Raw genomic sequence first — 21,623 nt, forward strand, 5'->3', positions numbered from 1 at the left:
ATGGTGACTGTGGCTGAACAGCCGGTAGACAAGAAGTCCTTCAAGAAGCTCGGCACGCGGCACAAAGCCCGCCGCCGGGCTGTCGACCTGCTCTTCGAGGCGGAGGCCCGCGACGTCGACCCCGCCGACCTGCTCGACGAGCGGGTCGATCTGGCGACCCGTGATCAGGCCGTCGCGCCGGTGCACGCCTACACGCACACGCTGGTCGAGGGCGTCGCCGACGACCTCGACCGGGTGGACGGCACCATCGAGTCCTACCTCAAGGACTGGGAGCTGTCCCGGCTGCCCGCCGTCGACCGTGCCATCCTGCGGATCGCGGTGTGGGAGTTGTTCCACGCCAACGATGTTCCGCCGGTCGTCGCGGTGGACGAGGCGGTCGAACTGGCCAAGGAGCTGTCCACCGACGACTCCCCGTCGTTCGTGAACGGCGTGCTCGGCCAGGTCGTGCTGGTCGCCCCGCAGGTCCGGGCCGCCGCGGCCGCGACCCGGGCGGCGCGCCCGGAGGCCGACGCGTGAAGAAGTTCCTGGTGCTGGCGATGCGCACGCCGAACTTCGATGCCGCCGTGCTCCAGCCGCACAAGGACTTCTTGCAGCAGCTGAGCGAGCGCGGTCAGCTGGTGGAGAGCGCGCGCTTCACCGACGGAACGGGTGGCGCGTACTTCATCGCCGCCGAAAACCTCGACGCCGCACGGGAACTCGCGTTCGCCGACCCGGTGCACACCACCGGTTCCTCGGACGTCACGGTCTACGAGTGGGAATCCACCACCCCGAACTGAACTCGACCCCAGCCGCACACCTCCTGATGTGCCGCACACCGAATCGCATGCGATTAGGTATGCGCGAAATCAGCAGGTGTGCGGTTGTGTCTTTGGCGCACACGCACGGCTTCTGATTTCCCGCACCGAGATTCGGATGCGATTTTCGGTGCGGGAAATCAAGAAGCGTGCGGCTTGGGTCCTTGCGCTCCCACCGGGGGTGTACGGGAACCGGCGGGAGCGCAAGGGTTTGCTGCCGTCGAATGGGTAGTTCGACGACCGGTTCCCATCGTGGTTCCTCAACCGCGCTCGAGGTCAAGGCGTCAGGATGTGGGCTGGACCACCGTCGTCGGCCTCGGGACTTCCTGTTTTCCTTCGCTTCGGTTGTCCGGCTGCCTCTATCCTGGGGGGAACAGAGGGGAGGGCCGCATGGCGCGGTTGCTGATCTGGTTGCGTAACAACGTCGATGGTGTGGTCGCGTTGGTACTCGCCGTGGTGGTCGGCTTGCTGGCGGTCCTGGACGTGATCAGCGTCGACAACGTGAACGCGGCGGTGCTGCTGGTTCTCGCGTTGCTCGCGACCACGCTGCTGCGCGACCGGCACCTGTCGTCCAAGGCGATGCGCGACGCGAATTCGGTACAGCTGCTCTACGGTCCGGAGATCGGGCACGCGCACACCCTCGCCCGGCGCGGCACCGAACAGTGGATCTTCAAGGGCGGCACCGGAACTTACATCCGCGCGGTGACGCTGCGCGAGTGCGTGGAGAACGCCCGGCGCGAACAACGCCCGCTGCGTATCCAATTGGAGATCCTCGACCCGACCAACGAACCGCTGTGCAAGACCTACGCGCAGTTCCGTTCCTCGCTCTCGCCCGAGGCCGACCGCACCGGGGAGATGTGGACCACCGAACGCACCCGCAAGGAAGCGTTCGCGACCGTGCTGGCCGCCTGCTGGTACCGGCAGCGGTTCACCTTCCTGACCATCGACGTGGGCCTGTCGACGGTGATGACGACGTTCCGCTGGGACCTGTCGTCCAGTTGCGTCATTGTCACCCAGGACAATCCGAACACCCCGGCGCTGATGTTCGAGCGGGACAAGCCCTATTACCGCGATTTCAATCGCGAACTCGTCGCCAGTTTCAAGCAGACCCGCCAGGTTCCGTTGAGCCGCAGCGAGGAACTGCCGCTGTCCGACGAACCGAGCGTCGATCAGGTGCGCGGCCTGTTCCAGGCCCTGTCGCTGGACCTACCGGCCGCGTTCACCGATCGCGACGTCGCCGACATCGTGCGGCGCGCGCTACAACCGAGGAACCCGTATTAGTGAACGAGTACGCCCGCTTACGCACGCTGATCGGCTCCGATAACACCGGAGCCGCGGTGCGTGGCTGGGCCCGCGACGTCCTCGCCGACGTCGTGGACGGTGATTCGGACCTGCTTGCAGTCCGACATCCGTTGGGCTTCTTGTGTTTTCCGGTCTGGCGCGGTGACGGGCTCGGCATCTGCGTGCACGTCTGGACCGACGGCGTGCGCGCCGATCCGACCACCTCGAAGGTGCACGCGCACAGCTGGGACCTGCTCAGCACCGTGCTGTACGGCACGGTCGGCAACGAGATCATCGAAATCCTCAGCGCCCCCGTGCATCCCACGCATCGCATGTTCGAGATCCAGAGCGCGGCGGACGGCGATCTGGTGCGCGCGACGCAGCGACTGGTGACCTACCGGACCCGTTCGCGCGAGGATTTCCACACCGGCGAGGTATATACCTTGCCGCACGGCGCTTTTCACGTGTCCGACGTGCGCGGCGAAGCGGCAACCGTGGTCCTGGGCGAAGACAACCTCGGCCGCCCCGACCTGTCCCTGGGCACGCTCGCCACCACCGACCACTGGGTGCACCGAACTCTCTGCACGCCCAGCGAAACCCGGGGCGCGGCGCACACCGTGCTCGCCCATCTGCGGGATCAACCCCTGCCGGAGCAACTGGAGAACCGATGCGAGCGGGCGACGTAATGAACCAGGTACTGCCGGACACCCTGCTCGACCGCGCGGCCGGGGTGGCGGTCGCGGCGGCGGTCGAAGCGGGTCGCGCGATCCGCGCCGGGCTGCTCGGGGCGCTGACCGTCCACGCCAAGGACCCGACCGGGGACGTGGTCACCGACCTGGACCTCCAGGCCGAGGACATCATCCTGCGCCACGTCCGCCGCGCCTTCCCCGGCCATCGCATCCTCGCCGAGGAATCCGGTGCCCTGGACAGCGCCGACGACACCTGGTGCTGGGTCATCGATCCGCTCGACGGCACCAACAACATCGCCATCGGCCTGCCGGTGTGCACGGTCGGTATCGCACTGTGCCACAACGGAACCCCGGTCCTCGGCGTGGTGCACGAGCCGATCGCCGACCGCACCTGGACCGCCGTCCGCGGTCGCGGCGCGCACGGCCCGAACGGCCCGCTGTGGCACCCGACGCACCGTCCCGCCGCCTCCGCGCCGGTCCTGGCGTGGCTTCAGGGCTACCCGGTCACCCGCGCCGACCCCGCCGCCCGCGCCCTGCGCCTCACCCTGGAATCGGCTTCCCGCCGCCTGATTCAACTCTGGTCACCCCTGCTGTGCTGGGTCATGCTGAGCAACGGCGACATCGACGGCTTCGTCGGCTACCGCGCCGGTCTCGTCGACCTCCCCGCCGGTGCGCTCCTGGCCCGCGAATCCGGCATGCACATCACGGATTTCGAGGGCGCCGCACTCGACGAGCGCCTCGAATTACCGGTGGGCGAAGTAGATTTCATCGCGGGCAGCGCCGAAATGATGTCGGACCTGACACTTTTGGTGAAATCCGCGGCCGGCGTCACCGTTACCGGTCTACCCGGCTGACGCCGGAGGTTCGGTGCGACCGGCTATCCCGCTGACGTATTCCTTCAACGTCTGAGCGATATTGTCCGGGTCCAGGCCCAGCTTGCGGAGATGCTGGGTCGGTACGGCGTCGGGGTCGGCGAGGATGGCCAGCATCAGGTGTTCGACGCCGACGTAGTCGTGTCCTTGGGCCTTGGCGATGTCGGGGGCGTCGTCCAGGATGCGCAGCAGGCGGGGGGTTCTGGTGAGGCCGTCGTCGGGGCGTTCGCTGGTCAGGTGCTGATCGATGCGGACGCGGTCGGCCTCGCCGGCGGGCACGACCAGTACGTGTTCGTCGAGTTTGCGGCCGCCGTGAAATTCCAAGCCTGCCACGGTAACTCGTTCGCCGGTGACCGAGTCGTAGAGGACGTCGCCTGCCTCGATGACGCCGGACGTCAGCGTGCCCGCCACCATCACGACGCCGCGTCCACTGATGTCGAACACATTCGTGACGGTGAATTCGACTTTATCCATTTGTTGTTCCCCTCCCGCACGGCCTTATCCGATGATAAGCAGCGCCGCGACCGCGCCGGTAGTGCCGATTACGGCGAGTCCCAGGCCGGTCAGCACAAATCGGAGCATCGGAACGCGCACGCCGTGGGTGCGGCAGAACTCCAGGCAGAGCAGGGTCGCGAGGGAGGCCCACGGGGTGACGATCGGGCCGATGTTGGTGCCGATGAGCAAGGCCAAGAGCTGGTTGTGGTTTTCCGGCGGCACGACCGCCTCGCCCGCGGTGTAGGCGGGCAGATTGTTGGCGATGTTCGACAGCGTGGCGCCCGCGCCGGCCGCCCGGAACGCGCCTGCCGCACCGGAATCGGAGCCGATCAGCGTGTGCATCAGATCGGAGAGGCCGAGCCGGCCGAGCGTGGGCACCACCAGGAACAGGCCGACGACGAAAACCAAGAGCCGCCAGGGGATCAGCGCGAACCGCAGCGATGAACGGTCGAAGACGGCGAACGCGAGCACCGCGATGGCGGCGGCGACGGTCGCGGCGATGCCGATCCGGTTGCCGACGAACGGAATCGCGACGATGAACAGCAGGCAGGCGGCCGCCGTGGTGTAGAGCAGCACCCGCTCTTTCGAGTTCTCCGGCCGGACCGGCTCCGGCGGCAGGTAGCGGTCGGTGTCGCGCCGTCCGCGCCGCCAGTACCAGACCCAGAGGCACAGCATCGTCGCCACGAGCGAAACGAGCTGAGGCGCCCACATTTTCGCGGCGAACTCGGTCGCGGTCAGCGCAACCCGGTCGGCGGCAAGCAGATTGGTCAGGTTCGACACCGGCAGCAGCAGGCTGGCGGTATTGGCGAGCCAGACGGTGGTCATGGCCAGCGGCAGCGGCGGGATCCGCGCGGGCACCGCCAGCGCGAGCATGACCGGGGTGATCAACACCGCCGTCGTGTCGAGGTTCAACAGGATCGTGGTCGCCGACGCGAACAACACGCACAGCACGAACAGCGCCGGATAGTAACCCCGCCCGAGAATGGCCAGCCGGTGCGCGATCACGTCGAACACCTTGGCCTGCCGGGTCAGCTCGGCCAGCACGATCACGCTGCCAAGGAACAGCAGCAGCGGCCCGATCCGGCGCATGTTGTCGGCCGCCTCTGCGCGCGGCAGCAGGCCCGTGAGCACGCACAACAGCCCGGCGAGCAGCAGCCCGATGCGGACCCAGTCCAGCACACTCAACCCCCAGCGGGGCGTGGTGGCGCTCGGCGGGGAGTTCCGTTCGGCGGAGTCGACCTGTTCTGGCACGCCTGCCATGTTATTGGCCTAGGCCATACTGGGGGCGTGACACAGCAGGGCGGGCGGGCACGGGACTTCTTCATCAGCTATTCCCCGGCGGACGAGCGGTGGGCGACCTGGCTCGCCTGGCAACTGGAGAGCGCCGGCTATCGCACCCTGATCCAGGCCTGGGACTTCGTGCCGGGCACCAACTTCATCGACTTCATGGATCGCGGCGTGCGCGATTCGGCCGTGGTGCTCGCGGTGCTCTCCGATAACTACCTCCAATCGCGTTACGGGACAATGGAATGGCAGGCCGCGTTCCGCACCGATCCGGGCAAGCTGCTGCCGATCCGGATCGCCGACTGCGCGCTGGAGGGGCTGCTCGCCACCCTCACCTACATCGATCTGGTGGACGTGCCGACCGACGAGGAAGCCCGGCGCATCCTCATGGAACGGGTGCGGCACCTGCTCGCCGGTCGAGGCAAACCGCAGCAGGAACCGCGATTCCCGAACGAACTCGGGACCGGCGCGCTACCGGACCGCTACGGCGACGAGGAGCAGGCGGGGCCCGTCGAGTCTCCGCTGAACCGGCGCACTCCCGTTGCGGCACCGGCGTTTCCGGGCGGCACGCAGCGCGACGAGCACCGCTCCGGGGTGAGCGTGCTGCACGTGGCCGGTCCGCGGTTCGGTCGCGGCTTGTTCGCGTCCGACGAGCCGAGTACCGCGCGCGAGTTGCAGGCGCGGATCTATGCGAACGTGACCCAGCTGGTCGGGCAGGGTGTGCCGAAACCCGATTTGATCGTGGTGACCGGCGATCTGACCGAATCCGGCCGCCCGCGCGAGGTGGACGAGGCGCTGACCTTCCTGACCGGGCTGCGCGTGCTGCTCGGACTCGAACCCGACCGGCTGATCGTGGTGCCCGGCAACCACGACGTCTCCAAGGTCGCGTGTCACGCCTACTTCCTGAATTGTGAAGCGCGCGACCGTAAACCGCAGCCGCCGTACTTCCCCAAGCTGGAGCAGTACGCGCGGCTGTTCGCCGAGTTGTATCAGGGGCTCGACCATCTGGTGTTCGATGTCGGGCAGCCGTGGACGCTGTTCCCGATTCCCGAATTGCGGGTGGTGGTCGCGGGTTTGAACTCGACCATGGCCGCGACGCACCTGCCGGACGACGATTACGGGCGGATCGGCGAACCTCAGGCGGCGTGGTTCGCCGAGCGTCTGCGTCCGTTCGAGGAGAACGGCTGGTTGCGGCTCGGTGTGGTCCGGCACGACCCGCTGCCCGGTCCGGCCGCTTCGCCGCGTGATCCGGCTCTGCTGCGGGACGCGGACACGTTGTCGCGACTGCTCGGCGGCCGGTTGAATCTGCTGCTGCACGGACCGGGTCCCGGTGGGCCGCACCTGGATCGGCTCGACGGCAGGCTGCCGGTCATCCCCGCGGGCGCCGCGGGGCGCGACGAGATCATCCACCTGACCACCGAGGGCCTCTCCCGATATTCCGCCACCGCAGCACAATCCGCGGAACCCACCGCGCGGCTGACCGCGCCGTGGGCGAATGCGGTTGCGGCACTGGCCTCGAACACGTTGCCCGAGCTGACCGGTCCCGATGAACCCGACGATCCGGTCACCGAGACCCCCGCCATTGTCGACCCGCACGGCCGCCTGCTGGAGCGGGTCGCCGAGGTGTGCGAGACCCGGTATCCGGAGGCCAGGATTCGCCGTGTCGAGTCCGAGCCGCCGCATCTGTTCATTACCCATCAGCGCGACGACGTGACCGCACAGTGGCGGGTCGGCGTGCACGTCGGCGATATGACCAGGCAGGTGGTCGAGGAATTCCTCGGCCTGGACCCGGAATACGGCTCGGAGCTGGTCTATCGGGGTGCGCCGCCGCCGCGTTCGCTGCGCGACGAGGCCGCCAGCCACGGCCTGCGGGTGCGCAGCTTCACCGAATTCCAGGGCCTGCTCGATCTGGAGGACTACCTCGCCAAGCAGGTCGAGCGGTTGCGCACCGACCGGCGTTATCCGCCGGATCTTTATGTGCCGCAACGCTTCCGGGCGCTCGAACACGGCGATCAATCCGTCCACGACGATCTCGTCGCCGAATTGCTCCGCCTGGTCGCCGCCGATCACGGCCGATTCGTCCTGGTGCTCGGCGATTTCGGGCGCGGCAAGACCTTCGCGCTGCACGAATTGGCCCGGCGCATCACCGAATCCATGCCCGTGCTGATCCCGATCCTGATCGACCTGCGCACGCTGGACAAGACCCATTCGGTGGACGCCCTGGTCGCCGCGCACCTGGCCAATCACGGCGAGGACCGGATCGACCTGAAAGCGTTGCGCTACATGCTCCGCGAGGGCCGGGTGGTGCTGCTGTTCGACGGCTTCGACGAACTCGTCACCCGGATCAGCTACGAATTCGCCGCCGACCACCTGGAAACGCTGCTGCAGGCGGCGGTCGGCAAGGCGAAGATCGTGGTGGCAAGCCGCACACAGCATTTCGAGTCGCGGGCCCAGGTGCTCACCGCGCTGGGGGAGCGGGTCGGGCTGCTTCAGGACCGGCAGATCCTCAATATCGAAGACTTCGCGCCGGCCCAGGTGCACGCCTTCCTCACCAACCGCTACGGCGGCGACGTGCACCGCGCCGACGCCAGGATGCGGCTGATCACCGGGATCGAGGATCTGCTCGGGCTGGCCCAGAATCCGCGCATGCTCAGCTTCATCGCCGACCTGGACGAGCGGCGGTTGCGGGCCGCGGCGGGCGCGCAACAGGCCGTCGGCGCGGCCGGGCTGTACCGGGAGATTCTCGAATCCTGGTTGTCCTACGAGACGGATCGCACCGCGGCGACCGCGGGTTCGCTGCCCGGGCTCGGCCTGCACGAATTGTGGCTCGCGGTCACCGAATTCGCGTTGCGCATCTGGGAGACCGGCGAGCCGTATCTGCGGCTGGCCGAATTGACCGAGGTGGCACAGAGTTTGGTGGAGATGACCGGGGCCAACCGGATGTCGGTGCAGCAGTCCGCGCACGCCATCGGCTCCGGCAGTCTGCTGGTTCGGACCGAGGACAACCTGTTCGGGTTCATCCACTCGTCGGTGCCGGAATGGTTGGTGGCCAACCACATCGCCGAGCAGTTCGCCGCGGGCATCGCCGCGCCGCCGCAGCTCGCGCACGCGCCGCTGTCCCAGCTGTCCATCGACTTCCTCTGCGACCTCGCCGATGTCCGGATCGCGCGCATCTGGGCCGACGGTGTGCTGGACGACCCGGCCGCCGACGAGGTCTCGCGGACCAACGCGATTCGGCTCACCACCCGGCTGCGGACCGCGCCGACCGCCGATCTGCGCGGCGCGATCCTGATCGGCGAGGATCTGTCCTATCGCGACATGCAGCAGGTCGACCTGACTGGTGCGGATCTGACCGGCGCGCGGTTGGTCGGGGTGAACCTGGATCGTGCGGTGCTGCACGGCGCTCGGCTGGTCGGTGCGCGGTTGGACGAGGCGAGCCTGGTCGGCGCGGACCTGACCGACGCCGATTTCACCAGGGCGCGGTTGGCTCACACGGATCTGACCGGGACCCGCGCCACCGGAAGCCGCTGGGAGCGCGCGGCGCTGCTCGACGTCATCGGTACCCCGGCGGGCACCGATCTGCGCGGTGCGGCGTGGGTGCCCGGTTCGGTGGCGAGAACCGAATTCGCCCCGGCCTCCATCGGAGTCCGGCACGGGTTCCACGCTCGGCACGGCAGACTGCCGCAGCCACTGGCCTACAGCCCCGACGGCGGCACCCTGGCCATCGGCAGCGACGACGGCGGAGTGCTGATCTGCGACACCGAAACCGGGCTGCCGCTGCGTACCTTGCAGGGGCATCGCAATCGTTCGTTCGCGATCGCCTACACCGATACCGTGCTGGTCAGTGGTTCCAGCGACGGCACCGTCGGCATCTGGGATGTCGAGACCGGCGAACTGCGCCGAATCCTGCACGGGCACAGCGAATGGCCGTGGCCGGTCACGCTGAACCGCACGGGTGATCTGCTGGCCACCGGCGACGCGCAGGGGATGCTGCGGCTGTGGTCGCTGCCGAGCGGTGACCTGCTGCACGAATGCGCGCCCGCCAATGGTAGCCGAGAGCTGATCTTCAGCTTGGCAATTCACGAGGGCGTCGTCGCCGCGGCCTACCGCGACGGGGTGGTTCGGCTGTGGGACGTCGAAAGCGGGCGCGAGCGAGGCGAATTCGTCGGCGCGAGCGGGGCCGTGTTCCGGGTCGTGTTCAATCCGGCGGGGGATCTGCTGGCGGTCGGCGATGTCCGCGGCATGGTGGCGCTGTGGGATCCGGTGCGGTGCGAGCTGATCCGGCAACTGCCCGGCCACACCGGGCGGGTGTACACGCTGGCCTTCCATCCTCGGCTGCCGCTGCTGGCCAGCGGGGATACCGATGGGGGACTGCGCATCTGGGATGTCGAGACCGGGGAGGCGAAGTACGCGCCGTCCGATCACAACGCCGCCCTCTACTGGGTGGTCTTCGATCCCAGCGGCGATCTGCTCGCCTCGGGCGACAGCGCCGGCCTGCTCTGCCTGCGCGACAGCGCGACCGGCGAACTGCGGCACCGGATCACCGCGCACACCGGATCGATCTGGCCGTTCGCGTTCCGGCCGGACGGCGGGCAGCTCGCGGTCACCGACGACCAATTCACCACGCGGCTCTGGGATCCCGTATCGGGTGCGTGCCGGCATGTGCTCACGGGGCACGGTCGGCAGGTGCGGTCGGTGACGTTCAACGCGGACGGCACGCTGTTGGCCGCCGGTGGTAACGACGGCGTGGTACGGCTGTGGGATCCGGTTACGGCCAAGCAGATTCGACGTCTCGTTGGCAGCGAGGACCGGCTGGTCACGTTCGAGTCGGCGCTGTTCAGCCGGAAACAACCGCAGCAGCTCGCGGTGGTCGGCAACGACGGCCGGTTGAGCCTGCTCAACCTCGATACCGGAATGTTCCAGCGGCACATCAATGTCGAGGCCGCGCCGGTCTGGGCGATCGCCTTCGATCCCACCGATCAATACGTGGCGACGGCGAACGATGACGACACGGTCATCATCTGGTCGCGCACCACCGGCGCGCTGCACATGGTGTGCGCGGAGCATCACGGGCGGGTGCGGTCCATCGAGTTCAACGAGGACGGCTCGCTGATGGCCACCGGCTGCGACGATTCCGTGGTCCGGCTGTGGGACGTCGAATCCGGCAGGCTGCTGCGCGAATTCACCGGTCACCGCGACCGGGTGTACGCGGTGGTCTTCAACGGTGACCGGCTGGCCAGCGTCTCCTGGGACATGACGGTGCGGATCTGGGAGGTCGAGTCCGGCGCGAGCCTGCACGAGCTCACCCGGCACACCGGGCGGCTGTGGGCGGCGGCGGTCGACCCGCAGAGCGGGATCCTCGCCACCGGCGGTGAGGACCTGGTGGTTCGCCTGTGGGACATGGCCACGGGGCGTCACCTGCACACCATGGAGGGCCACAAGCGACAGGTCTGGTCGCTGGCCTTTCATCCGTCCGGCCGGCTGCTCGCCAGCGGAGGCGACGACGGCAACACCATCCTCTGGTCGGTTCCCGGCGGCGACTATCCGGATGCGGACACCGCGCCGACCATCCGCGCGGAGCTGCTGGGCCTGCCGGAAGGCTGGGCGGCCTTGGCTCCCGACGGCCGCTACAAGTTCGAAGGGAACACGGCGGGCCAGTTCTGGCACGTGATCGGCATGTCCCGATTCGAATCCGGCGAACTGGACCCGTACCTGGCGGAGGTGGCGCAGCTGCCTTTGGATGCGCCGTTCTAGGAGCTGGCGCAGGCGAGGTGCAGGGCGATTTGTGCAGTGGGACGGGTGCGCCGGGCCGAGGTGCTGAGATAGAGATAGTGTCGTTGTTGCACTGTTGCCTCAGCGAGGAGATCGAGCATGGTGGAGACGAGCGGGTCGGGCGCGGCTGAGCTGGCGGCGCTGCGGGCTCGGCGCTGCACGGCGGAGCAGGCGTTGGCGTTGTTCGACAGCTTGCCCGCGGTTCCGGTCGCCGAGATCACGACCGGGCGCTGGCGGGGCGATGAACTCGATACCGGGCATCCGTTCGCGGGGGTGCTGGTCGCGTCGGGCTGGTATGGCAAGCAGTTCGATGACCCGGATACCGTGCATCCGTTGCTGTTCGCCGTCGATGGGGTTGTCTTTCCGGTCGATCCGCGTCGAGTGCCGCTCGGGCTCGCGGGGCGGATTCCGATGGCCGGCGTGCGGGCGAGTAAGAAGGCGCTCGGCTATCTGCGGTTCGCGTTCCAAACGCAGAGGCCGACAGCGCGTTTGCGGAATGTGGAGTATCGCGGAGTGGTCAGTGCCGCGATGATCTACGACCAGCTGCCGATCATCGATCACTTCCGGCGGGTCGACGAGCAGACGCTGCTCGGCGTGATGGATATGCGCGGGCTGGCTGAGCCGTATGTCTTCGTTCTGCGGCAGGACACTGCTTCCTGATCCAGGCATTTCGCGAGTGGTGGAGGCCTGGGCTGTTCCGGATTCCGGCTCGGGACAGCCGATCTCGGCCCAGTACACGGTAGGCGGGCGTAGAATTCAACAAGCGTAGAATTCTTAGTACTGGCGATACCTGCTGCGGCACAGTGACCGAGGAGGGCAGTCGATGGAACAGACGACATGCTTGGTGGTCGGGGGTGGTCCCGCCGGAATGATCCTCGGATTGCTGCTCGCCCGCGCCGGGGTCGACGTGACCGTGCTGGAGAAACACAAGGACTTCCTGCGCGACTTCCGTGGTGACACAGTGCATCCCACGACCTTGGACCTGCTCGACGAGCTCGGGTTGGGTGCGGAATTCGCGAAACTGGGTGCGCGCAAACTGGATCAGGTGCAGCTGGCGACCGCCAACGGGTTGCAGACCTTCGTCTCGTTGAAAGATCTTCCCGGCAAGCACAAGTACATCGCCATGGTGCCGCAGTGGGACCTGCTCGACCTGCTCGCGCGCGCCGCTGAACAAGAGCCGAGCTTCCATCTGCGGATGAAAACCGAAGCGACCGATCTGGTTTGGTCCGACGGCAAAGTCGCCGGGGTCAGCTATCGGACCGCAGACGGTGCGAGCGGCGAGATCCGTGCCGATCTCACCGTTGCCTGTGACGGGCGTGGTTCGGTGCTGCGCGGCGCCGCGGAACTGGCGACACGGAGCTGGCCGACGCCGATGGATGTGTGGTGGTTCCGCTTGCCGCGCACCGAGATCGACCCCGCGGGCGCGGTACCGATCGTCGCCGCGCACCGGGCCGCGGTGCTACTCGACCGCGGCGACTACTGGCAGTGCGCCACCCTCATCGCCAAGGGCGCCGACGAGGTGGCGCGGCGCGGACCGGTCGGCGAGATCATGCGCACCATGGCCGATTCCGCGCCGTGGTTGAAAGACCGCGTCGACACCCTCACCAGCTGGGACGAGGTGAAACTGCTCGACGTCCAGCTCGACCGCCTGACCACCTGGTACACCGGCGGACTGCTCTGCATCGGCGACGCCGCGCACGCCATGTCCCCGGTCGGTGGCGTCGGCATCAACCTGGCCGTGCAAGACGCCGTCGCCGCCGCGAGAATCCTTGCCGCCCCGCTCCTCTCGCACACCGTCAGCACTCGCGACCTGGCCGAGGTCCAACGCCGCCGCACCCTCCCCACTGCGGTAACCCAAGGCATGCAACGCATTCTGCACACCCGCGTCATCCGCCCCGCCCTAGAAGGCGGCATCAACATCGCCAACTCCCCCCAGGCCCCCTTCCCGGTCCGCATCCTCCGTCGAATACCGATCCTCCGCAGCGTCCCCCCATTCCTGGTAGCCCGCGGCATCCGCCCCGAACACGCCCCCACCTTCGCCCGCCGCCCATCCTGACCCACCCAGCCGCACACCTTCTGACCTGCCGCACACCAAATGGCATGCGATTCGATCTGCGGCAGATCAGAAGGTGTGCGGCAGCTTCAATCGTGCGGAGAGTTGTTGCGCGGCAGAGTGTCTAGGCGGTCGCGGGCTGCGCAGTGCGCCCCGGCAGGAGTCGGCGGCCGGGCCGCACCGCAGCGGATGAATTGAACCGGTTCGCGCACGCAGCTAGCGGTCTGGTGTCGTGTACCGGATTGCAGTGCGCCGCACGGCTCTGGGCCGCGATGGGTGGTGCCGAGCTGTGCCGGGCGTGGTCGGTGCCGGTGCGTACGAAGCAGGTGGCGGTGTCGTGTGGGTTGGGATTCGGTGCGCGGCTGGGTGTTTGGTTAGTCGGTGGGGTTTGGCTGGAGGATGTACTTGCCTAGTGGGGTGCGGGCTTCGATTTGTTGGTGGGCGTGGGCGGCTTGGTCGAGGGGGAGGACGGCTTCGATCGAGGGGGTGAGGGTGCCGGTGGCGGCTTGGGTGAGGGTGGTGGGGCGGGCTTCGGCTACTCGGGCTAGCCAGGTGGGGCCGGCGCAGCCGGTGAGGGTTAGGCCGCGGGTGATGAGGTCGGTGGCGGAGAGTTGGGCGGGGGTGCCGGAGAGCCAGCCGTAGCTGAGCATTCGGCCGCGTAGGGGTGTCATGGTGTCGAGGAGGTCGAGAGCGGTGGGGCCGCCGATGGCGTCGAAGACTACGTCGAGGGTTGTGCCGCTGAGGGTTTCGCGGAGGTGGGTGGGCCAGTCGGGGTTGTTGTGGTCGATGACCTCGTCGGCGCCGAGTTTGCGGGCCTGTTCGATCTTCGCGGGACCGCCTGCGGTGGCGATGATGCGGGCCGCGCCGTACTCCTTGGCGAGCTGGGTGAGGTAGCTGCCGATTCCGGTTGCGGCGGCCTCGATCAGGACCGTTTCGGTGCCGGTGAGGGCGGCGGTTTCCAGCAAGGGGAGGGCCACCGAGCCACTCATCAGGACCGCGGCCGCGTCCACCGAGGACAGGCCGTCTGGGATCGGGGTGACGGAATCGGCTGGTGCGCTGACGTATTCGGCGTATGCGCCGAAACCCATGGTGGCCACCGCAACTCGGCGGCCGAGCAGCGCCGGATCGACGTCCGCGCCCACCTCGGTCACCACTCCCACCGCCTGGAAGCCGAAGACCAGCGGCGGCTCGACGCCGAGCGGGAACTCGCCGGAGCGCAGCTTGGTCTCCGGGAACAGGACGGGGATCGCCTCGGCGCGGATCACCACGTCGGCCGGCCCGGGCTGCGGCTCCGGGACCTCCTGCAGGACCAGTACCTCGGGGCCACCGGTCGCCGTCATTACGATTGCCTTCATCATGAACTCCATAAGTTGACTGCTGGTCCAGTTGCTTCCGCAACGATATGGACCGGCGGTCAAGTTGTCAACGAAAGCGGGTGCGATGACCGACGGGCGTCCGAAGGAACGGGCCGACGCCGCGCGCAATCGGCGGGCGATTCTCGACGCGACGACCGCGCTGCTCGCCGAACACGGCGCCGAGGCGATCACCATGGACCGGGTCGCCGCCGCGGCGGGGGTCGGGAAGGGCACCATCTTTCACCGCTTCGGCAACCGTGCCGGGCTGCTGCACGAGCTGGTCGAGGAGAGCGCGCTCACGCTGATGGACGCGATCACGAACGGTCCGCCGCCGTTGGGGCCCGGCGCGCTGGCCGGTGCGCGGCTGCTCGCCTACTTCGACGCGATGACGCGGCTGGTGATCGCGAACTCGGAGCTCATGGTCGCGTACCGCACGGAGCCGCCGCATCCGCGCACCGGGGAGTTCCACGCGTTCTGGGACAACCACATCACCGCGCTACTGCGTGCGGCGCGGCCCGATCTCGACGCCGAAGTGGTGGGCAGACTGCTGCTCAGCGCGATCGGCGGCGAGCTGGTGCAAAGGATGGTGCGTTCCGGCGAGACCGATCGGCTGCTCGACGCGGTGCGCGAACTGGTCGAATCGGTACTGCGCACGCCCTGAAAGCGACTGAGCCGTCACCACATTGCGGCAAGCATCGGAATCGGCGCGTTGATGATCCCGTGAACGAGGAAGAGCAGCCAGGGATTTCGATATCGCGACCACAGGTAGCCGAGGAAGAGGCCGTAGCCGCCGAGGTGGACGAGGGTGGTGGCGAGGTCGATGCCGAAACCGTTGCCGCCGTGGATGGTTACGTGCCACGCCGCGTACAGCAACGCGCTCAGCACGATGGCGGGCCAGCGACCGTAGCTCGCCTCCAACCGGGTCTGGAGCCAGACTCGGTAGAAGATCTCCTCCAGCATCGCGTTCAGAACGAACACCGCGAGAAGGGCGATCAGATCTGGTCGCGCGCCGGTGTATTCATGTCCGAACAGCGTGAACAACGCCAGGAAGACAAGCACCGCGGGCATGGGACGAAGCCATCGACCGCGGGTGTCCACCCGATACCATTCGCGCCACGAGACCAATCGGAACAACAGTGGAATGGCAAGCAGCAGAGCGAGTTTCAGTCCGAGAAACCAGGTATCGCCGCCAGGGGAGAGGTAGTAGCCGACGGCGAAGGCGAGGCCGAGCGCGAACAACCACCACGCCTGACGCGTCGTTCGCGGATCGCTCGGCAACAGTTCGTCGTCCCGCTTCGGCGGCACCAGCCAGGCGACCGCCAGCCCGCCGAACACCGTCAGGCAGATCACCCACAGCGGCACGGTGTCGTCGTTGTCGGCGGAGTAGCGCAGCGCGGTGTGCCCCGTCCAGATCAGCGTCACTATCGCGGCGACGAACACCAGGATTCCCGCGGCCAGCAGGATGTCGCCGGTTCGTCGAAGTCGCATGCGCACCACGATGCCATCGGCGCGCGCTCGTTCGACCCCGCGGACCGGGATGTCGATCAGATGTCATACGAAAGGACGACCGCCGGTCAGTCGTCGTCGAGGATGGCCTCGAATCGTTCGTCCGCACTGTCGAGTTGATCGAGGATGTGCTGTTTGACGTCGTCGGCCAGCGGCGTGTCGGCGCGGGTGACCAGATCGCGGTAGATGGCGGTGAGCGGGCGGTACTTGGTGGCTAGCTTGTGCATGACCGGACCGGTCGCGTAAAGGATGCCGACGCCGTTGTCGGTGAAGTCGGACAGCTTGATGATCCTGGCCCACGGGGCGTGCTCGAGGTCGGCGGCGACGTGCTCGCGGTATTGCAGGTGCCGGTCTATCGACGGGTCCGGTTCCGGATTGGTGACGGCCGCGACCAGTTCGGCGACGCGTTCGCCGAAACGGTCGGCGAGTTCGGCGAGGGCGGCCTCGGTGGGGGTTCCCGGCCGATCGCCCGCCAATTCCGCCGGATGGTCCTCCACCGAATCGTGCAGCAGACCTGCGACGACCAGATCGCTGTCCGCGACCTTGTAGTGGCTGATGATCCGGATCGCCACTCGCAGTAGGTGATTGAGGTACGGTTCGCGGCCGTAGCGATCGTCGCGATGTAATTCCGTGGCCAGGTCGAGGGCCGCGGTGACCCGGGCGACGTCCGGCAGGTCCGCGATTTCCAGCAGTAATCGTTCGCGCAGACCGGCCTCGCCGTAGACCTCGCTGATCGTATGCAGCGGCATCACGGACAGGACTCCCGCCCCAGGATTGCTCATGCAGTCAATCTAACGGCGACGCGCCGTCGGCGTCGCCTGGAAAATCCGTTGCCCGGTATTGCCCGGCCGTGGTGTCCTGAATGCCACGCGAGGCAGGAATCGGAGGTGAACGTGGCCGCGCAACACAAACGGCCGCGACCCGGTTCGGCCAGCGACGAGATGCTGAAACTGCATCGGCGCACGATGGTGCTCGACGGACGGGTGTACACCGTTGTCACCCTGCGACCCGGCAGCGATTTCCGCTTCTCCACCAACCGTTTTCACGATACCTGGCATGTGCTGTCCGACTGGCGCGGGGCGCGGGTGCTCGCGCGGCTGATGTGGGGGCTGGCGTATCAGCGGCGGCCGGGGACGATCGTCGTGATCGATCCGGCGCACCTGGATTCGAATCCGTTCGACGGTGCGCCGTCCGACCCGATCGTGCTGGTCCCGTCCGAGCTGACGGTGTTCACCCGTGCGGCCGCGACGGCGCTGCGCCGCCGGCTGCCGTTGCGGGATCGTCCTGCGGGCACCGTGCGCTGGCAGACCTTCGGGTTGAACCACGCGGTCGCGGAGCTCGAGGCGTGGCGCGCCAAAGATTTCGGCGAACGCTCCACCGACTACACGCCCCCGCCCACCGGCTGGCTCCGCATCGATCGAATCGGCGGCCTCATCACCATTTTCGGCGCCGCCGACCAACTCCGTGAAATGGCGCAAAGCCTCGCCACCCTGGGTACCTACGCCTACTGCGGGATGGACTACCACTACCTCGACTACCCCGAAAACAACGGCGAAGTCCAAATCTTCCGCCACTACCGCAGCCGGGTCACCACCGCCCGCCGCGCCCGCACCAACCTCCTGGGCTCCACCCACCGCGGCCCGATCACCGCAGAAACCGAACACGCCATCTGGTCCCAAGCCGCCGCAATGCGCCGCAACAGGCTCCCCCGCCTCGCCGAGCCCGCGCCGAACTGACGCGACCGTTCCGGTATCGAGATCATGGGGAACTGGTATCGGCCGGGAACCTTCCGGTACCAGTTCCCCATGATCACTTGTCCAACGGCTTAGCGCCGCACCCCTCGGAGATGTTGCGGCGCTGGGGCATTGGACGTGCGGTTATTCGGCTTGGGGGATCAAGGTGTTCTGCCTGGCGGCGGTCCACCAGCGGCCGTTTTCCTTGATCAGGACGTAGAGGGCGATCATCGCGTGGTCGAGGTCGATCAGTTCGCCTTCGGCGTCGGTGGCGCGGGCGACCTTGTGGGCGAAGGCGACGTCGGGGCGGAGGAAGGTGATGTCGGTGACTTCGTAGCGGACGTACTCGTTCTTCAGGAAGCCGGCCAGGCCGCGTCGATTCGCTTCGAGCAAAGCGTCGCGACCGGTCATCAGCGCGCCGACCGCGTTGACGACGGCGGCGTTCGCGGTGAAATCGGCGGTCATCAGTTCGGCGTCGTTGGTGTTGTAAGCAGTCTCGACATTGCCGATGATCTGCTTGATGGCCGCGATATCCGCGGTGTGGTCGACGGACGTGTCGCCGACCACCGGCGGCTGAAATGTCTTTGCGCTCATGCTCTTCAGCTTCCAACCTCAACAATGGTTCTGGTCAAGGTCGATCCGTATCGCCTGGCTCACAGTTCGATCTCGAGGGCGCGCATCCCGCGGGGAGCGACCGTCGTTCAGCGAACGCCGCGCGGACGGAACTGGATGCTGATCCGCGGCCCGGTCGGCTTGCGCGTCTTCGGCACCGCATGCTCCCAGGTGCGCTGGCAGGACCCGCCCATCACCAGCAGATCGCCGTGCCCGACCTGGTAGCGAATACTTTCCCCGCCACCACGCGGCCGCAGCAACAGCGCCCGCGGCGCACCGATCGAGACGATCGCGATCATCGTGTCCTGCGTCGCCCCGCGCCCGAAGTTGTCCCCGTGCCACGCGACACTGTCCTGTCCGTCGCGGTAGTAGCAGAGCCCGGCCGTCCGAAACGACTCACCGAGTTCGCGCCGATAGTGCTCGCTCAACGCCTCGCGCGCGTCCGCCAGTATCGGATCGGGCAGCGGCTCGTGCTCCGCGTAGAACTTCAGCAACCGCGGCACGTCCACCACCCGGTCGTACATCGGCCGCCGCTCGGCCTGCCACGGCACGTCGTCGACCAGCCGCTCGAACAGCGCGTCGGCGCCGGACAACCAGCCGGGCAGCACATCCACCCAGGCCCCGTGCTCGAGGACCGTGCGGCGCGCGGCACGAAGCGACCCGAATTCGGTATCACCGAACCCGTCGAGCAGTGAGCCCTGCAGCGGTGTCGACATGGCAGCGAATCTACCCGCAATCGAACGTATGTGCTAGCGGCAAACGGACGTGGCGGTCAGTTCCTGGCGAGGATGTCCCGCGCGATCTCGGCCGACGCCGCGTAGCACTCGTCGTCGCTCAGCGGCAGATCGCCCATCATGGCCGTGCTCCAGCTGATCGTCAGCAGTGCTTGGCGCGCGTGAAAGACGGCCTGCGGCGTCCGGTCGGGTTCGGTCATCAGATCGGCAAGCACCTTGAACTGATAACGCAGTCCCACGTTGATCCCGAGTTCCCGGAACGCGGGCTGGTTTTCGGCCATGAAGCGCACCATCCCGCGCCCGATGCCGTGCAGCAGCTCGCCGTAGCGGTCGAGGATTTCGCGCGCCCGCTGCTGGCTCGGCGGTGTCGCCTCGGCCCAGGTGACGATCTCGTCGATGCCGCGCCGCAGGTCGTCGGACAGGCTGACGACGATGTCCTCTTTGGTGCGGAAGTGGTAGTAGAGCGCGGCTTTGGTCACGTCGAGCTGCTCGGCGATCTCGCGCAGTGAGGTTTTCTCGTAGCCGCGCTCGGAGAACAACTCCATCGCCACCGAACGGATTCGTTCGCGCATATCGCTGCGACGGCGATCCATGACGCTCCTTTTGCTTGACGACCGGCTAGGTAAAGCCTAGCGTCACTGCCGAGCCCAATTAGCTAGCCGGGCGGCAAGTAAAGTTCGGAGAAAGGGAGTGGACGATGGCCGAAACGAAACCGGAAGTACCGATGGCGGGGGTCGCGATGACTGCGATCGGCGTCGCCGTGGTCCGGGTGCTGGAATCCGAGCGGGCGGATCGGTTGTACGACGATCCGCTGGCGCGGGTTTTCGTCGAGGCCGCGCGCCGCGGTTTCCACGCGACCGAGGACGGCGAGCAGCGGTGGACCCGGCTGGAAGCGTTGGCCGCCGCGTTCTTCGAAGGGCGGACCGTTTCCGTCCGGCTGGTCGACGACCAGGTGGCCGAGGCGGTGGCGCAGCGGTGCCGGCAGGTCGTGGTGCTCGGCGCGGGATTGGATACGCGGGCATACCGAATGGGGCTGCCGGCCGATATCCGGTTCTTCGAACTCGACCTGCCGGAGCTCTTCGCGTTCAAGGAGCCGATCCTGGCCGGTGTGCGGGCGGTGCCGACCTGTGACCGCAGCGCCGTCGCCGTCGACCTGCGCGCGGATTGGGCAACCGCCTTGCGTGCGAACGGTTTCCGGCCGGAGCTCCCGACGTGCTGGGTCGACGAGGGTGTGCTCGCGTACCTGCCGCGCGCGGACGCCCTGCGCCTCGGCGAGACCTTGTCCGAACTCTCCGCTCCGGGAAGTCGTTTCGGCCTTATCCGGTTCGCGGTCGACGAAAACCGTACGGAATACCGCGAACTCCGGCGGCTGGTCCGGGCGGGGGAGGAAGGGGAACGCCGACCCGGAGGACTGGGGCCCGATGCCGAGCGGTGGCTTCGAGACCACGGCTGGCACACCACCTTCCGCGACTGGGCCGAACTCGTCGCGCCGTTCGCCCGTCCCGCCGCCGAGCACAATCCCGGTGTCGGCCTGATCGTCGCCGTGCGGGACTGATACCCCGCGGTGGAAGTCGCGCGCAGCACACGCCGGTGATGCGCGCTCTCCCCCCGCCGCTCGTGGCCCGGCTCACAGCGCGCAACACCTGGTGAAGGCCCGGTTGCGACCGCTGTTACGCTGCTTGCCGTAAGACATCCTTTAACGGACCGTCCGGTGAGGCGGGGAAGGAGGTCGGCATGGCCGTGCCCGAACGGGCCGCCAAGTCCGGCGCTGCCGAAACATCGCAGCGACACACCCCCGAGGGGGTGGAGGCGGGGCGGGAGCTGTTGTCGGCTTCCGATGTCAGTCGGACCATCGCGCGGATCGCGCACCAGATCATCGAGAAGACCGCGCTGGACGCGGGCGAGCCGGGTAATCCGCGCGTCGTACTCCTCGGCATTCCTACCCGCGGCACCTCCCTGGCGGCGCGGCTCACGGACAAGATCGAGGAATTCTCCGGCGTCCGCCCGGCCCTCGGTTCGCTCGACATCACCCTCTACCGCGACGACCTGCGCACCCGGCCGCACCGTCCGCTGGAGCGCACCTCGGTCCCCGAGGGCGGCATCGAGGACGCACTGGTCGTACTGATCGACGACGTCCTCTTCTCCGGCCGCACCGTGCGCTCCGCGCTGGACGGCCTGCGCGACCTCGGCCGCCCGCGCGCCGTGCAACTCGCGGTGCTGATCGACCGCGGTCACCGCGAACTCCCGATCCGGGCCGACTACGTGGGCAAGAACGTGCCCACCTCGCGCGCCGAAGACATCTCGGTCCTGCTCACCGAACACGACGGCCGCGACGGCGTTTACCTGCGTCAGGAGGCTGAAGCGTGAGCGAGCGCAGCGAGCGAACCAAAAACACAGCGGCCCTGTGCCGAACGACGGAGCCGAGCGCCAGCGAGGTGGAGTT

Annotated in this window: 20 protein-coding genes; 12 read left to right on the top strand and 8 right to left on the bottom strand. The window is 67.7% G+C overall.

The window, feature by feature from the left end:
- Positions 1-9: 9 nt before the first annotated feature.
- From nusB to F3087_RS33760, 5 genes are all read left to right on the top strand, one after another.
- Complete coding sequence (gene nusB, locus F3087_RS33740; RefSeq protein ID WP_150406157.1) at positions 10-516, top strand: transcription antitermination factor NusB; 507 nt, start codon at positions 10-12, stop codon at positions 514-516.
- Entirely contained in the window at positions 513-776 is a 264-nt protein-coding gene (locus tag F3087_RS33745) for a YciI family protein (protein ID WP_150406158.1), read from the top strand. The genes nusB and F3087_RS33745 overlap by 4 nt, the downstream gene beginning before the upstream one ends.
- 408 nt (positions 777-1,184) lie before the next feature.
- Complete coding sequence (locus F3087_RS33750; RefSeq protein WP_150406159.1) at positions 1,185-2,075, top strand: hypothetical protein; 891 nt, start codon at positions 1,185-1,187, stop codon at positions 2,073-2,075.
- The gene (locus F3087_RS33755; protein WP_150406160.1) at positions 2,075-2,761 is read left to right on the top strand and encodes a hypothetical protein; all 687 of its coding nucleotides are present in this window, start codon (positions 2,075-2,077) and stop codon (positions 2,759-2,761) included. The genes F3087_RS33750 and F3087_RS33755 overlap by 1 nt, the downstream gene beginning before the upstream one ends.
- The gene (locus tag F3087_RS33760) at positions 2,761-3,618 is read left to right on the top strand and encodes an inositol monophosphatase family protein (RefSeq protein WP_150406161.1); all 858 of its coding nucleotides are present in this window, start codon (positions 2,761-2,763) and stop codon (positions 3,616-3,618) included. The genes F3087_RS33755 and F3087_RS33760 overlap by 1 nt, the downstream gene beginning before the upstream one ends.
- Here the strand turns inward: F3087_RS33760 and F3087_RS33765 are convergent.
- Positions 3,607-4,110, bottom strand: coding sequence for a Clp protease N-terminal domain-containing protein (locus tag F3087_RS33765; RefSeq protein ID WP_150406162.1), 504 nt, complete (start codon positions 4,108-4,110; stop codon positions 3,607-3,609). The two genes, F3087_RS33760 and F3087_RS33765, sit on opposite strands and share 12 nt — an antisense overlap.
- Before the next feature lie 24 nt (positions 4,111-4,134).
- On the bottom strand, positions 4,135-5,391 hold the full coding sequence (locus F3087_RS33770) for an ArsB/NhaD family transporter (RefSeq protein WP_223885550.1): 1,257 nt from the start codon (positions 5,389-5,391) through the stop codon (positions 4,135-4,137).
- Between the two features lie 27 nt (positions 5,392-5,418).
- Here F3087_RS33770 and F3087_RS33775 point away from each other — a divergent pair, with 27 nt between their 5' ends.
- The 3 genes from F3087_RS33775 (at position 5,419) to F3087_RS33785 (ending at position 13,243) form a co-directional block, all read left to right on the top strand.
- A complete protein-coding gene (locus F3087_RS33775) occupies positions 5,419-11,169 on the top strand; it encodes a WD40 domain-containing protein (RefSeq protein ID WP_150406164.1) in 5,751 nt (1,916 codons plus the stop codon).
- Between the two features lie 117 nt (positions 11,170-11,286).
- Positions 11,287-11,847 carry a DUF4334 domain-containing protein gene (locus F3087_RS33780; protein ID WP_150406165.1) on the top strand — a complete coding sequence of 187 codons (561 nt, stop codon included), beginning with the start codon at positions 11,287-11,289 and terminating at the stop codon, positions 11,845-11,847.
- 163 nt (positions 11,848-12,010) lie between these two features.
- Positions 12,011-13,243 (top strand): FAD-dependent oxidoreductase, encoded by a 1,233-nt coding sequence (locus tag F3087_RS33785; protein WP_150406166.1) that lies wholly within the window; start codon positions 12,011-12,013, stop codon positions 13,241-13,243.
- Positions 13,244-13,614: 371 nt separating this feature from the next.
- Here F3087_RS33785 and F3087_RS33790 read toward each other — a convergent pair whose 3' ends face one another.
- Positions 13,615-14,595: a quinone oxidoreductase family protein gene (locus tag F3087_RS33790; protein ID WP_223885551.1), complete on the bottom strand. Its 981-nt coding sequence runs from the start codon at positions 14,593-14,595 to the stop codon at positions 13,615-13,617.
- Between the two features lie 85 nt (positions 14,596-14,680).
- Here F3087_RS33790 and F3087_RS33795 point away from each other — a divergent pair, with 85 nt between their 5' ends.
- Positions 14,681-15,256, top strand: coding sequence for a TetR/AcrR family transcriptional regulator (locus F3087_RS33795; RefSeq protein ID WP_150406168.1), 576 nt, complete (start codon positions 14,681-14,683; stop codon positions 15,254-15,256).
- 14 nt (positions 15,257-15,270) lie between these two features.
- Here the strand turns inward: F3087_RS33795 and F3087_RS33800 are convergent, their stop codons facing one another.
- Together F3087_RS33800 and F3087_RS33805 are read right to left on the bottom strand one after the other, a co-directional pair.
- Complete coding sequence (locus F3087_RS33800) at positions 15,271-16,083, bottom strand: CPBP family intramembrane glutamic endopeptidase (RefSeq protein WP_150406169.1); 813 nt, start codon at positions 16,081-16,083, stop codon at positions 15,271-15,273.
- Between the two features lie 86 nt (positions 16,084-16,169).
- A complete protein-coding gene (locus tag F3087_RS33805; RefSeq protein ID WP_150406170.1) occupies positions 16,170-16,883 on the bottom strand; it encodes an HD domain-containing protein in 714 nt (237 codons plus the stop codon).
- 111 nt (positions 16,884-16,994) lie between these two features.
- Between F3087_RS33805 and F3087_RS33810 the strand changes: the two genes are divergently transcribed.
- Positions 16,995-17,837 (top strand): hypothetical protein, encoded by an 843-nt coding sequence (locus F3087_RS33810; RefSeq protein ID WP_150406171.1) that lies wholly within the window; start codon positions 16,995-16,997, stop codon positions 17,835-17,837.
- A gap of 141 nt (positions 17,838-17,978) precedes the next feature.
- On the opposite strand, the gene F3087_RS33815 is transcribed toward F3087_RS33810, so the two are convergent.
- The 3 genes from F3087_RS33815 to F3087_RS33825 all read right to left on the bottom strand — a co-directional run bounded on the left by F3087_RS33815 (position 17,979) and on the right by F3087_RS33825 (position 19,773).
- A complete protein-coding gene (locus tag F3087_RS33815) occupies positions 17,979-18,428 on the bottom strand; it encodes an SgcJ/EcaC family oxidoreductase (protein WP_150406172.1) in 450 nt (149 codons plus the stop codon).
- A gap of 107 nt (positions 18,429-18,535) precedes the next feature.
- On the bottom strand, positions 18,536-19,162 hold the full coding sequence (locus F3087_RS33820; protein ID WP_150406173.1) for an alpha-ketoglutarate-dependent dioxygenase AlkB: 627 nt from the start codon (positions 19,160-19,162) through the stop codon (positions 18,536-18,538).
- Between the two features lie 56 nt (positions 19,163-19,218).
- Positions 19,219-19,773: a TetR/AcrR family transcriptional regulator gene (locus tag F3087_RS33825; protein ID WP_150406174.1), complete on the bottom strand. Its 555-nt coding sequence runs from the start codon at positions 19,771-19,773 to the stop codon at positions 19,219-19,221.
- A gap of 104 nt (positions 19,774-19,877) precedes the next feature.
- Here F3087_RS33825 and F3087_RS33830 point away from each other — a divergent pair, with 104 nt between their 5' ends.
- Positions 19,878-20,735 (top strand): SAM-dependent methyltransferase, encoded by an 858-nt coding sequence (locus F3087_RS33830; RefSeq protein ID WP_223885552.1) that lies wholly within the window; start codon positions 19,878-19,880, stop codon positions 20,733-20,735.
- A gap of 179 nt (positions 20,736-20,914) precedes the next feature.
- Positions 20,915-21,547, top strand: a complete 633-nt coding sequence (gene pyrR / locus F3087_RS33835) for a bifunctional pyr operon transcriptional regulator/uracil phosphoribosyltransferase PyrR (protein ID WP_150406175.1) — start codon at positions 20,915-20,917, stop codon at positions 21,545-21,547.
- Positions 21,548-21,623 lie beyond the last annotated feature (76 nt).

The organism is Nocardia colli, from assembly GCF_008704205.1.
In the GTDB taxonomy this organism is placed as follows: Bacteria; Actinomycetota; Actinomycetes; order Mycobacteriales; family Mycobacteriaceae; genus Nocardia; species Nocardia colli.